This window comes from Pseudomonas viridiflava (assembly GCF_900602065.1).
Lineage (GTDB): Bacteria > Pseudomonadota > Gammaproteobacteria > Pseudomonadales > Pseudomonadaceae > Aquipseudomonas.
Map to the genome: position 1 here is coordinate 73,690 of NZ_UWFN01000043.1, position 12,596 is coordinate 86,285.

At 58.3% G+C, this 12,596-nt stretch carries 11 protein-coding genes; 8 read left to right on the forward strand and 3 right to left on the reverse strand.

The annotated features are described in order from the left end of the window. Positions 1 to 252 precede the first annotated feature (252 nt). Complete coding sequence (locus tag EE949_RS00520; protein WP_122661985.1) at positions 253 to 1,074, reverse strand: alpha/beta fold hydrolase; 822 nt, start codon at positions 1,072 to 1,074, stop codon at positions 253 to 255. 234 nt (positions 1,075 to 1,308) lie between these two features. Between EE949_RS00520 and EE949_RS29730 the strand changes: the two genes are divergently transcribed. Next, positions 1,309 to 1,995 carry a helix-turn-helix domain-containing protein gene (locus tag EE949_RS29730; protein ID WP_240350648.1) on the forward strand — a complete coding sequence of 229 codons (687 nt, stop codon included), beginning with the start codon at positions 1,309 to 1,311 and terminating at the stop codon, positions 1,993 to 1,995. Here EE949_RS29730 and EE949_RS00530 read toward each other — a convergent pair whose 3' ends face one another. After that, positions 1,996 to 3,315, reverse strand: coding sequence for an OprD family porin (locus EE949_RS00530; protein ID WP_122661987.1), 1,320 nt, complete (start codon positions 3,313 to 3,315; stop codon positions 1,996 to 1,998). Between the two features lie 374 nt (positions 3,316 to 3,689). On the opposite strand from EE949_RS00530, the gene EE949_RS00535 reads away from it, so the two are divergent. From EE949_RS00535 to EE949_RS00565, 7 genes are all read left to right on the forward strand, one after another. Continuing rightward, positions 3,690 to 4,607, forward strand: a complete 918-nt coding sequence (locus EE949_RS00535) for a LysR substrate-binding domain-containing protein (protein WP_122661989.1) — start codon at positions 3,690 to 3,692, stop codon at positions 4,605 to 4,607. A gap of 270 nt (positions 4,608 to 4,877) precedes the next feature. Further along, complete coding sequence (locus EE949_RS00540; protein ID WP_122661991.1) at positions 4,878 to 5,309, forward strand: DoxX family protein; 432 nt, start codon at positions 4,878 to 4,880, stop codon at positions 5,307 to 5,309. Further along, entirely contained in the window at positions 5,302 to 5,931 is a 630-nt protein-coding gene (locus EE949_RS00545; RefSeq protein WP_122661993.1) for an antibiotic biosynthesis monooxygenase, read from the forward strand. The genes EE949_RS00540 and EE949_RS00545 overlap by 8 nt, the downstream gene beginning before the upstream one ends. 148 nt (positions 5,932 to 6,079) lie before the next feature. After that, positions 6,080 to 7,918: an amidohydrolase gene (locus tag EE949_RS00550; protein ID WP_122662126.1), complete on the forward strand. Its 1,839-nt coding sequence runs from the start codon at positions 6,080 to 6,082 to the stop codon at positions 7,916 to 7,918. A gap of 54 nt (positions 7,919 to 7,972) precedes the next feature. Further along, positions 7,973 to 8,602, forward strand: coding sequence for an isochorismate family cysteine hydrolase YcaC (gene ycaC / locus EE949_RS00555; RefSeq protein ID WP_122661995.1), 630 nt, complete (start codon positions 7,973 to 7,975; stop codon positions 8,600 to 8,602). A 451-nt stretch (positions 8,603 to 9,053) separates the two neighbouring features. Next, complete coding sequence (locus EE949_RS00560; protein ID WP_122661997.1) at positions 9,054 to 10,274, forward strand: MFS transporter; 1,221 nt, start codon at positions 9,054 to 9,056, stop codon at positions 10,272 to 10,274. A 43-nt stretch (positions 10,275 to 10,317) separates the two neighbouring features. After that, entirely contained in the window at positions 10,318 to 11,160 is an 843-nt protein-coding gene (locus tag EE949_RS00565) for a fumarylacetoacetate hydrolase family protein (protein ID WP_122661999.1), read from the forward strand. A gap of 177 nt (positions 11,161 to 11,337) precedes the next feature. On the opposite strand, the gene EE949_RS00570 is transcribed toward EE949_RS00565, so the two are convergent. Next, on the reverse strand, positions 11,338 to 12,549 hold the full coding sequence (locus EE949_RS00570; protein WP_122662001.1) for a YbfB/YjiJ family MFS transporter: 1,212 nt from the start codon (positions 12,547 to 12,549) through the stop codon (positions 11,338 to 11,340). Positions 12,550 to 12,596 lie beyond the last annotated feature (47 nt).

Sequence of the window (12,596 nt, forward strand, 5' to 3'; positions counted from 1 at the left end):
GTACACAGTAATCACGTGAGACCGGCTTTAGCCGGGAGGAGGCCGGTACAGTCACTGAACAAGGACCGTCAGAAATACCGCCTTCCCGGTTAAAGCCGGTTCTACGTCGCACTTCAGCTTGCGGGCAAGAATGGAATCTTCCATGTGAGATCGCACTCCTGCAGGGGGGATTCATCTTCCCCGCAGGATTCGAGCCTGGTCTGGGCGGCATCCGACGATAACGGCGGTGCGATCATCAGATTCCTGGCTGATTCAACCCCGAGCAAACTCCAGCAAATCCTTGTTCAACTCATCCTTGTGCGTGAAGTACACCGCATGCGGTGCGCCGGGATAAACCTTGAGTTGCGCGCCCGGGATCAACGCGGCAGCCGCTTTGCCGGTGACGTCGAAATTGACCACTGCATCACCGTCGCCATGGATGACCAGCGTCGGCACATCAAACTTCGCCAGATCCGGACGGAAGTCAGTTTCCGAGAATGCCCCGACGCAGTCCAGAGTGCCTTTGATGCCGGCTTGCAGCGCCATGCCCTGCGTCCAGTCCAGCATGGGCTTGCCTACCGAAGAACCCGGTTGATCACTGCCCGTGAAGATCGGCCCAAAAGCATCCAGGAACGCTGCACGGTCATTCAGTACGCCCGAGCGGATACCGTCGAAAATAGACGGGTCCATGCCTTCCGGGTGATCTTCGCGACGAATCATCAATGGCGTGACCGCGCTCACCAGTACTGCTTTGGAGACGCGCTCGCTGCCATGACGGCCGATGTAACGCGCAACCTCGCCACCGCCCATTGAAAAGCCCACCAGCGTCACGTCGGTGAGATTCAGCGAAGTGATCAGCGCCTGCAGATCGTCAGCGAAGGTGTCGTAGTCATAACCTGTCCATGGCTGGCTGGAACGGCCGAATCCACGACGGTCATGGGCGATGACCCGAAAGCCGTTTTCGGCCAGGAAGTTCATCTGGTATTCCCACATGTCGGCAGTCAACGGCCAACCGTGACACAGAACGATGGGCTGGCCGCTGCCCCAATCCTTGTAGTAAATCTGGGTGCCGTCAGTTGTGGTAATCGTAGGCATGATCTTCTCCGGGGGGAATAGACAAGGGTTTAAAGCTGAGCCCTCACGTTAGGCCTCGATGGCGTTCAAGTCTTTGGCATCGTCTGAAGCGTTCTTAACCTGCCTGTGAGCCTGAGGGGGCGGTGGCGCTGATTAACCTTCGCTTCAGAACGTTTAATGTTTTGCAAAGGACTTTAAGGCCCGCCATCACCAGACTCGATCCCTGCCATACACCTCTGAGCAGGAGAGTCTGTAATGAACGCGTTCAGCCCGTTATCCATCCGTCATATCGATCAAGCGGCCGTCAGCCAGGTTCCATCTTTCGACACCTTGTCGTCCGCTGTAGAAGAACTGATGAAGTCTGCATCGGTTGACGCCTCCCGCGAAGCGAGTCTGAAACTGCTGGAAAGCACTGTTACAACGCCGGGCATTGATCCGTTGGCCTACCGATTGATTTGCTCGCTGCTGCCAGCCCTGCGTGACCGTCAGGCTGATCATGACGACTCTGTCGAGCGTGCGATGCTGGTGCTTTGTTCGCATTTGTCTACGCGCTTCGAAACACCCAAGGCCGCGCCGCAACCTTGCGAGAAGGTCGCCCTGTCGCCCTGGCAGGAGCGCCGCGCCAAGGAAATGATGTCCAGCCATATGGATCGCGGCCTGTCCATTGCTCAGATCGCTACCGAGTGTTCGTTGTCACGCAGCCACTTTTCCCGGGCATTCAAGAAAAATACCGGTTTTTCTCCACGGGACTGGTTCCTGCAAGTCCGCCTCGACAAGGCAAAGGCATTGCTGACCGAGACCAGTATTTCCATTTCTCGTATCAGCCTTGACTGTGGTTTCGCCGATCAGTCTCATTTCACTCGTGTGTTTACCCGGGTCACAGGCCTGACGCCTTTCAACTGGAGACGCTCCCTGTCTACGCAAGGCCGTCAGGCGGGTTGATCAGTTGAGGAGGTCCAACGGGTATTCGATAACCAGATAGAGCCGGTCGATATCGTCCCCGGCCTGCGCCGTATTGGCTCGATGAGAGACATGGGAAATATTCAGCGACAGGTCTTTGGCCGGTCCCGACTGCACGGTGTACTTGAGGTCAATGTCGCGTTCCCAGTGTCGCCCGCCCTTGCCCTGAATGGGCTGGTAGCGCCCGCGATCTTCGTCGAACGGATTGTAGGCCCCGCCTTGAGCGGCCTTAGTACCATCGATTTTGTCACCGGTGACGTAGCGGGTCATGAACTTGAGCCCCGGTACCCCCAGCGTCGCGAAATCCAGGTCGTATCGTGCTTGCCACGATTGTTCATGGGCGCCATTGAAGTCTGCGTACTTGATTGAGTTCGCCAGATAAATGGAGTCGCCTCCCACGAAATCGAAAGGGCTGTCGCCGTCGATTTTCTGCCACGCAAACGTCAGTGCCTGGCTGCCAAAGCGGTATTTCGCCGACAGGCTGAGAGCGGTGTTATTGATCGATCCGGCATCTGCGTTGCCAGTGTCCAGGGTCCGGTAAACGTTGCTGTCCAGCAGTAATGAGCTGTCGGCTGAAAGCGCTTGATTCAGGTGCAGGTTGCCGTAGTACTGCTGCCAGGTATCAGACAATTGCGACGCGTAGATCGAGCCGCCCAATGGGCCGTCACCTGAAAACTCGATCCCGGCCAGACTGATGCTGTTATGGCGCGTGGTTGCGCCGTAACCGTCGAAGTCGTCTTGGGTACTTGAGGCGTTCTGATTCTTGAAAGCCGTGAAGTGTCCAGCGACCATTCGCAGCCCTTCAACTTCTTCGCTGTCGAGGAAAAAGCCGGTGGCGTATTCCGGTTGCAAGCGCTTGTCTGCGGTGTCGAATACCGGTGTTTCAACCTCCATCTCGCCAAACTTCAGCGTCGTTTTCGAATAGCGCAGCTTGAGGGCTGCGCCGCCGCTGGAGTAGTCGTGTTCAGCACGACCATCGCTGTCCAGCGGCAGCAGACCGGCACCTGCATGTCCGCGTCCACCGTCCAGTTTCAGTCCATAAAAAGCGTGAGCATCGATACCGACGCCGACGTCTCCCTGAGTAAAACCTGATTTCAGATTGGCGATAAAACCCTGCGCCCATTCCTGGCGATAGCTTTGCCCGTTATGGCCGGTGCGGTAGTCGTTGTGCAGAAAGAAATTGCGCGAGAGCAGGTTCAGGGTCGTATCTTCTACGAACCCATGTTCTTCAGCGCTGACCGTCAGCGCTCTGGTGGAGCCGAGGATTGCCAGCGCGGCAACCAGTGTGAAACGAACGTGCATGAGCCTGCCCTTTATCGATGAGGTGCACAGGCTGGCAGGTTAGGGTAGGGAGGAATTGATTGGGTGTGCGCAAATGTTTTCATGGGATGAACAACATGCAAACTACTGGATTGAAATGTATTTTCTGTAGGGGCTGCCGAAGGCTGCGATGCATTTCTCCTGACACACCGCGATCGCAGCCTTCGGCAGCTCCTACAGACACCAATGTTTGCTGCGCGACAGCGCGGTGTCAGGGATGCGGTGTGATGTTCTGCGGGAATTGCGACTGCAGACAACATAAAGCACAAAACTACAAGGCAGGATGTCGGCAACCGTGCTTACCTGCCATCAGGTAAGCCTTGGCTATTTTCATCCCTCAGATCCGGACCTTTCCCATGAATCGCAATGACCTGCGCCGAGTCGATCTCAATCTGTTGGTGATTTTTGAAGCATTGATGTTTGAGCGCAATCTGACTCGGGTCGCGGAAAAGTTGTTCATGGGGCAGCCCGCCGTCAGTGCTGCGTTGTCTCGTCTGCGCGATCTGTTTGACGACCCGCTGCTGTTGCGTAGCGGGCGCGGTATGGAGCCGACGGCGCGAGCGCTGGACATCCTCAAGGAAATCCAGCCTGCGCTGGATACGATTTCCGGTGCGGTCAGCCGCGCCAAGGATTTCGATCCTTCAACCAGTTGTGACGTATTCCGTATCGGCTTGTCCGACGACGCCGAGTTCGGTCTGCTGCCACCCTTGCTGCATCAGTTGCGGGAAGAAGCACCTGGCATCATCCTGGTGGTTCGTCGTGCCAACTACCTGTTGATGCCCGCATTGCTCGCCTCGGGAGAGATATCGGTGGGCGTCAGCTACACCACGGATTTGCCTGCCAATGCCAAGCGCAAGAAGTTGCGCGACATCGACTGCAAGGTGCTGCGCGGCGACTCCCGGCCTGGTGCGCTGACGCTCGACGAGTATTGCGAACGGCCTCACGCAATGGTGTCGTTCTCCGGAGACCTGTCCGGCAACATCGATCTGGATCTGGCCAAAGTCGGGCGCACCCGCAAAGTGGTGCTGGGCGTGCCGCAGTTTAACGGCTTGCGTGCCTTGCTGGCTGGGACCGAACTGATCGCTACTGTGCCGGATTACGCTGCCTGTGCACTGGTGGAAGGCTGCGCGTTGCGTGCAGACGATCCGCCATTCCCGATCGTCCCGGCCGAGTTGTCGATGGTCTGGAGCGGGGTGCACGACAATGATCCCGCCGAACGCTGGTTGCGCTCACGCATCAGCCAGCACATGTCCAAGACCCCTGACGTGAGTTGAGGAGCGGTCTATGTGAGAGCAGAGCTTGCTCGCGACGAGGCTGGACGCGATCTAACGTGAATCGCGTCCAGCCTCGTCGCGAGCAAGCTCTGCTCCCACATGGGGGGGGCGCTATCTCGAACACCCTTGGCCGTGTTTTGCGCACGGCTGATCCAATAAAGCACAAGCATTCAATTATCATTTGGCTTTGACGCGGCACTATCGAATCCAGAGTTGGCCAGTACATGCAGCCCCGCTGTCTTGGCCACTTTCCAAATTCGTGGGTGCGTGATGATTGATTCGACATTAGAAAACTTTTCCCTTGAAAACCGGGCCACCGACCTCGGTTTGCTGTTTCTCAGGATCAGCGCTGCTGCCTTTCTCCTGACCGTGCATGGTCTGCCCAAGCTGCTCGATTTCAACAACCAGCTGACGCTTATCGAAGACCCGTTCCACATGGGAGCGCAGTTGACCCTGATTCTCGCGATTTTTGCCGAGGTTCTGTGCCCGCTGCTCATCGCGGCGGGGATCTTCGTGCGTCTTGCCTGCCTGCCCATTCTGTTTTTGTTGCTGGTTGCGCTGATCGTGGTCCACCCGGAGTGGACGCTGGAGCAGGGGCAGTTCGGCTGGTTGCTACTGATCATTTTTACTTCTGTGTTTATCGCCGGGCCTGGACGGCTCGCGGTTAACGCACGTTTCAAAGGAGTGGTTCGTTATGCCTGATTCAAACTCTCTGGCCGAGGAAGCGGTCGTGGTCGGCCAGCCAGCATTCAATGAGGTTGTGACGCTGGTGATCAAGCACCGCATTCGCGCGGGGATGGAAGCTGACTACGAAGCGTGGTTGCGCCGCATTGTCGGGATCGCATCCGGATACCCAGGCCATTTGGGCGTCGACGTCATTCGCAGCAAGTCAGGTGGCCTGCACTTGTTTACCTGTGTACTACGCTTCCATTCGACCGATGCGATGCAGCGCTGGCTGGATTCTGAAGAACGCAGCCAGTTGGTCAAGGAAGCCCATCCAATGCTCGCCGATGGCGACCAGACCGAAGTCAATCCGCACAACGAATTCTGGTTTACGCCGGCGTCCGAGGCGTCTGCGCCCCAGCCTCCACGCTGGAAGCAGGCATGTGTGACGTTCCTGGTGATCTGTCCGCTGACCCTGCTGATTCCGCTGATCTGGGGTCCGGTTTTCGCCCTGAGTCCGTTGCTTGCCAACTACGTTGTAAGCACCGCACTGGTCACCGTGACCATCGTTCTGTTGGTCTGCTATCTGATGATGCCCGCCGCAACCCGTTTGTTCGCACCGTGGCTGAACGCCGGGCAAAAACAACCTCCTGTGGAGTGATGCCATGAGCAACGATAATGACCCCGATCAGGAACGCCGCCGCTTTCTGGCCAAAGGCACGTTGCTCAGTGCCGCTGCGGCAATCCTTCCGTCTTTTCCCTTCGCTGGCTATGCCGGTGCCTCTCAAAAATCTGTCGAAGGAACTGCAATGAACGTCGAACTGATTCTCTACAACGGTCAACTGCATACTGTCGATCGTGAAAAACCCAAGGCTAGCGCTGTCGCCATCAGCGGTGGTCGTTTCGTGGCTGTTGGCACTGACGCTGAAGTCATGGCGCTGCGTGGCAGTGCAACCCAGGTCATCGACCTGCAAAAACGCACGGTGATCCCGGGCCTTAATGACTCCCACCTGCACTTGATTCGTGGCGGTCTGAACTACAACCTTGAGCTGCGTTGGGAGGGTGTGCCTTCGTTGGCCGACGCGCTGCGCATGCTCAAGGATCAGGCCGACCGCACGCCGACCCCGCAGTGGGTGCGCGTGGTGGGTGGCTGGAACGAATTCCAGTTTGCTGAAAAACGCATGCCGACGCTGGAAGAGCTCAACCAGGCCGCACCGGATACCCCGGTATTCGTTCTGCACTTGTACGACCGCGCCTTGCTCAACCGTGCCGCGCTACGCGTCGCAGGGTACACCCGCAATACGCCGAACCCGCCGGGTGGCGAAATTGTTCGTGACTCTAATGGCGATCCGACCGGCATGCTGGTGGCCAAGCCTAACGCGATGATCCTTTACTCGACGCTGGCCAAAGGGCCGAAGTTGCCACTGGAGTATCAGGTCAACTCGACGCGTCAGTTCATGCGTGAGCTGAACCGACTGGGTGTAACCAGCGCCATCGATGCCGGCGGTGGTTTCCAGAATTACCCGGATGACTACGCAGTAATTGAACAGTTGGCTCGCGAGAAGCACCTTACCGTGCGCATCGCTTACAACCTGTTTACTCAGAAGCCGAAAGAAGAACTGGCGGACTTCAAGAACTGGACCAGCTCGGTCAAGTTGCATCAGGGCGACGATTTCCTGCGCCATAACGGCGCCGGGGAAATGCTGGCCTTCTCGGCGGCGGACTTCGAAGACTTCCTCGAGCCGCGCCCAGATTTGCCACCCGGCATGGAGCAAGATCTGGAGCCTGTGGTGCGCCATCTGGTCGAAAACCGCTGGCCCTTCCGCCTGCACGCCACCTATGACGAATCCATCTCGCGCATGCTGGATGTGTTCGAGAAGGTCAACCGCGAGATCCCGTTCAACAATCTGCCGTGGTTCTTCGACCACTGCGAAACCATCACGCCGAAAAATATCGAGCGGGTTCGTGCATTGAATGGCGGTATCGCGATTCAGGACCGGATGGCTTTCCAGGGCGAATACTTCGTCGAGCGTTACGGCTCAAAGGCGGCCGAACACACGCCGCCGATCAAACGCATGCTGGCTGAGGGCGTTCCGGTCGGTGCCGGTACCGACGCCACACGAGTCTCCAGCTACAACCCGTGGACTTCCCTGTACTGGATGGTCAGCGGTCGCACGGTTGGCGGGCTTGAGCTGTATCCAGAAGGCCTGTCGCGTGACACCGCGCTGGAATTGTTCACTCACGGCAGCGCCTGGTTCTCTTCCGAGCAAGGCAAGAAGGGCATGATCAAAGTAGGCCAACTGGCTGACCTGGTCGCGCTCTCGGCGGATTACTTCAGCGTTGAAGAAGAGTCGATCAAGTGGATCGAGTCAGTGCTGACCGTGGTGGACGGCAAGGTGGTGTACGGCAGCGGCGACTTCGAAAAACTCGCGCCGCCTCAGGTCCCGGTCCTGCCGGACTGGTCGCCGGTGGTCAAGGTGCCAGGTCACTGGCGTCCCAATTCGCCGCTGGTGGCGCAAGTTCACCAATGCAGCGGCCCTTGTGTCGTGCATTCCCACAGCCACGAGCGCGCTCGCATGTCCAGCGTACCGGTCAGCGACTTCCAGGGTTTCTGGGGCGCGTTTGGCTGTTCATGTTTCGCATTCTGATCATCTGCCACTACGGCGATGACGTTACTCTGAAAACCTGAAGGAGTTACCCCCATGAGTACTGCTACCCCTTGGAAACGCTTGAACAAAGACGACGCGGTTGTTTTGCTGGTCGATCACCAGACTGGCCTGATCTCGCTGGTGCAGGATTTCCAGCCTAACGAGTTCAAGAACAACGTGCTGGCCCTGGCTGATCTGGCCAAGTTCTTCAAGCTGCCGACCATTCTGACCACCAGCTTTGAAAACGGTCCGAACGGTCCTATGGTTCCAGAGTTGAAAGAGCTGTTCCCGGACGCGCCGTACATTCCGCGCCCAGGCCAGATCAACGCCTGGGATAACGAAGACTTCGTCAAGGCGGTAAAAGCCACCGGCCGCAAGCAACTGATCATCGCCGGTGTTGTGACCGACGTATGCGTGGCATTCCCTACGCTGTCGGCGCTGGCTGAAGGTTTTGAAGTGTTTGTCGTGACTGACGCGTCGGGCACTTTCAACGAAACCGTGCAACAGGCTGCCTGGGCGCGCATGACGGCTGCCGGTGCACAACTGGTGAACTGGTTCTCCGTAGCGTGCGAGCTGCAGGTTGACTGGCGTAACGATATGGAAGGCCTGGCGAACCTGCTGTCGCCACGCATTCCTAACTACCGCAACCTGATGAACAGCTACACGGCACTGACTGCCAAGTAAGTTCGGCGGGTCAAAAAGGCGCCCCACCTCGGTGGGGCGCCTTTTTTTTGTGCAGTAAATGCGGTCTCCACAGTTCACAGCGTGAGACCGGCTTCAGCCGGGAAGGAGGCATTACTGACGATAAAGATGTAGGGACTGTTCGGACCTCTTCGGCTAAAGCCAGTTGTGGGAGCAGAGCTTGCTCGCGATAAGGCTGGACGCGATTCTTGTTAGATCGCATGTGCCTTATCGCGAGCAAGCTCGGCTCCCACAGGGATTTGAGCCGATGGACGTAGGACCGGCCTCAGCCGGGAGGGCGGTGTTTGTGACGATGCAGGTTTGTCGGCTGTACTGGCCTCTTCGCGAATGAAATCGCTCCTACCGGATTTGCGCTGACTTATAAGCACAGCGGAACAATCCCTCTCAATGCTCCCTGGCGTCTGATGAACGCATTGATCATTGAGGCTGCCCCATGAATTTTCGACATTACACGCTGGGTCGCCGGGGTTCTTTCTGGGTGGCTGCAGCGGTGGTCATGCACACGTTGTGGACCAGTGCCGCGCCTGCCATGACTTACCCGCTGTATGCCCGGGAATGGTCGCTGACACCGACCGTCACGACGCTGATCTTCGCAGTGTTCCCTATCGCTGTGGTGGCGACACTGATTGTGCTCGGTGATCTGTCTGATTACATCGGACGGCGGGCCGCGATGCTGCTGGGGTTAGGGTCATCATTGCTGGGCGTGTTGCTATTCGCTGTGGCTCCCGACGTGACCTGGCTACTGATCGGGCGGGCGTTCATGGGGATCGGCATCGGGCTGTCTGCCGGGCCTTCAGCCGCCGCAGTGGTGGAGTTCAGTGCGCCGGGGCAGGCTAAACAGGCCGGTTCGATTACCACCGCAGCGCAGGCATTGGGGCTGGCCGCTGCGTTGATCCTCAGTGGCGCGTTGATTCAGTACGCGCCGCTGCCGACCCGCTCGAGTTTCCTGCTGTTAGTGCTGGTGTTGATTGCGACGCTGTTCGGTACCTGGTTCCTGCCCCGGCATACACGCGCAGAAAGCAGGCAGGCCTGGAAACCGCGCTTGCCGAGCATCCATAAACCGCTGCGCAGGGTGTTTCTGGTGGCAGTCACCGCGGTGCTCAGTGGTTATTCGCTGGGGGCGACCATGCTCTCTCTGGGGTCGCAGATTGCCCACGACCTGATCGGGTCCAGCAATGCATTGGTCAACGGCGCAGCCATTTCGGTGTTTGCGATTGTCACTGGTGCGACCGGCATTGTCGCGCGGCGCTTGTCTGCCCATGTCGCGATCATCATTGGCGGTGCATTCGCCTGCATGGGCATGCTGTTGCTGATCCTCGCAACTTCTGACCATGCACTGGCGGTCTTCCTGTTATCGAGCGCCAGCAGTGGTGTTGGCTACAGCCTGCTGTTCATGGGCGGTCTGAATCTGATCAACGCCCATGCACCGGCTCATCATCGGGCAGGCACGTTGTCTGCGTTGTTTCTGGTGGCGTATCTGATGCAGGGCGTGGTGGCGATGTCGCTGGGCAGGGCTGCGACGCGCTGGGGCCTGGATCTGGCGATTGATGTAGGCTGTGCAGCACTCGCATTGTTGAGCCTGTTTGCGATTTTGCTGGTGGTCCTGGTGCGCAGGCCCGCCATCGCCAGCAGTGCCCAGCCATTGACGCCTTGAGATTACAGTGTGCTGCGCCTATCTACTGACAAGGAATACCCCTATGAAGCTGGTTCGTTATGGTTTGCCGGGTGCTGAAAAGCCGGGTCTGATCGACTCCAACGGTGATATTCGTGACCTCTCTGCTCACCTCGATGATATCGACGGCGCTGCACTTTCCAGCGAAAGCCTGTCGCGGTTGAGCGCTGTCGATAGCGCGTCCTTGCCGTTGGTTGCTGCCGATGTGCGGGTTGGCCCACCCGTCAGTAAAGGCGGGCGGGTGATCTGCATCGGGCTCAATTACACCGACCACGCCGCTGAAACCAATTTGCCGATCCCTGCAGAGCCGGTGATGTTCCTCAAGGCGTGCCATCCCTCCGGTGCCAACGACGATATTCGCTTGCCGATCGGCTCGGTGAAGGCCGACTGGGAAGTCGAACTGGGGATCGTCATCGGTACTCAGGGCCTGTACATCGACAAAGCTGACGCCTTGAAGCACATCGCCGGTTATTGCGTGGTGAATGACTTTTCAGAGCGCAGTTACCAGATGGAACGGGGCGGGCAGTGGACCAAAGGCAAGAGCTTCCCCGGCTTTGCGCCTGTTGGCCCTTGGCTGGTGACCGCGGATGAAGTGGCTGATTCCGGCAAGCTGGCGTTGTGGCTGGACGTTAACGGCACACGCCATCAGGATGGCAACACGGCTAACCAGATTTTCGATGTGGCGACTGTCGTGAGTTATGTGTCGCAGTTCATCGAACTGGAACCCGGCGACCTGATCTGCACCGGTACCCCCGCCGGAGTTGGGTTGGGCCATAAACCTGAGCCGCTGTTTCTCAAACCCGGGGATGTGGTGACACTGGGTGTTGAAGGGCTTGGGCAGCAGCGGCAGGTGATCAAGGCGTTTTGACGTGGGCTGAAATGCGATTACCTGTAGACGCAGGCGCGCCGGCCGCCGGTTTTACGGATTGCGCAAAACCTGTGAGCGCGGTGCTTGCCCGCGATGATCTGCAAACCCTATCGCGGGCAAGCACCGCTCCCAAAAACGCATTCCAATCTGATAAATGTGAAGCTGATAAAAAGCCGATTACCTCTTGGCAATCAACGCCGCAACAAAATCAGCCACCAAAGCCACCGCAATAGCCGATGCGGCGATCACAAAGAGCATGACGTGGTGGCCGTCGTTGGCGTTGAAAATCACTGAATACCCATAACCGCCCAGCGCCTGAAACGTCGCAAAGGACACTGTCGCACGGCTCCAGGCCACTTGCTGCTGGTCGTGGCGAGGTACCAGCTCGTGGATCCGGCCCAGCGCCAGTGGCACGATGCCGGGCGGGAACGAGCCAATGATCACAGCCAACAGCGCGAGCAGGGCAAAACTGCTGGTGCTGCACAACAGCGCGACAGCCACTGCCTGTACTGCCAAGACCACACGAATTGAAGTGCGCGCGCCCAGACGGTCCGCCAGAAAGCCATAGACCACGGGCCCCAGAATAGCCCCGACGCCGTACATGACCCAGATCACTGCACCGGCATGTGCAGTAAGACCAAGCCCCCGCGTCACGTAATCCACCAGAAATACCATGGCTGGCACCAGACCGATGGCCATCAGCGCGTATTGGCCGAACAACAGGTAGATCCCTGGATCCATGCGGCTGTGCTGCGATTGATGGGGCTCCGGGCTTGAGGCCGACGCTGCTGCGGTAGCACTTGCCGATGGCCAGCCGAACCAACTGATTGCGGTCAGTGCGAGGGAAACCAGGCCCAGGCCAATCCAGGCATCGCGCAAGCCCAAGGACAAGAGGAACGGTACCAGCGTGCCGGAACCGGCGATGCCCAGGCCGACACCGATAAAGATTGCGCCGCTGGCCAACCCTCGGCGAGCGACGGGCACGTGAGGAATCACCGTTGCGGCCACCACCACCACCATGATTGCGCCGCCGGCGATACCGGACAACAAGCGCCAGCTGAAAAACCAGGCGAGGGACAGCGGGTAAGCGCACGCAAAGAACGACGCGGTGGCAATCAGCATCATCAGTCGCAGCGAATGCCCGTTGGACAGTCGAGCAGCAATAGGGCGGCCCGTCAGCGCGCCGATCAGATAACCGATCAGGTTGGCTGCGCTCAGATAAATCACATCCGACGCAGAGAACCACTGGGCGTGAATTAACGAAGGAATCAACGGCGTATAGGCGAATCGCGCCAGGCCAATGCTGACCAGGCTGGCGCTAAGGCCCGCGAGGATATGCAGCCAGACGCTATTGCCCCGGGGTGCAAGGGTGTCAGTGGTGGTGTGCATGGTGGAATGTCCTTTCCCATGAATTCTGGAAATCAAAGTGAGCACTG

Coding starts and splice junctions, on each gene's coding strand:
- EE949_RS29730 (WP_240350648.1), top strand. CDS start 1,309: ATGAACGCGTTCAGCCCGTTATCCATCCGTCATATCGATCAAGCGGCC.
- EE949_RS00530 (WP_122661987.1), bottom strand. CDS start 3,315: ATGCACGTTCGTTTCACACTGGTTGCCGCGCTGGCAATCCTCGGCTCC.
- ycaC (WP_122661995.1), top strand. CDS start 7,973: ATGAGTACTGCTACCCCTTGGAAACGCTTGAACAAAGACGACGCGGTT.
- EE949_RS00540 (WP_122661991.1), top strand. CDS start 4,878: ATGATTGATTCGACATTAGAAAACTTTTCCCTTGAAAACCGGGCCACC.
- EE949_RS00560 (WP_122661997.1), top strand. CDS start 9,054: ATGAATTTTCGACATTACACGCTGGGTCGCCGGGGTTCTTTCTGGGTG.
- EE949_RS00550 (WP_122662126.1), top strand. CDS start 6,080: ATGAACGTCGAACTGATTCTCTACAACGGTCAACTGCATACTGTCGAT.
- EE949_RS00565 (WP_122661999.1), top strand. CDS start 10,318: ATGAAGCTGGTTCGTTATGGTTTGCCGGGTGCTGAAAAGCCGGGTCTG.
- EE949_RS00535 (WP_122661989.1), top strand. CDS start 3,690: ATGAATCGCAATGACCTGCGCCGAGTCGATCTCAATCTGTTGGTGATT.
- EE949_RS00520 (WP_122661985.1), bottom strand. CDS start 1,074: ATGCCTACGATTACCACAACTGACGGCACCCAGATTTACTACAAGGAT.
- EE949_RS00570 (WP_122662001.1), bottom strand. CDS start 12,549: ATGCACACCACCACTGACACCCTTGCACCCCGGGGCAATAGCGTCTGG.
- EE949_RS00545 (WP_122661993.1), top strand. CDS start 5,302: ATGCCTGATTCAAACTCTCTGGCCGAGGAAGCGGTCGTGGTCGGCCAG.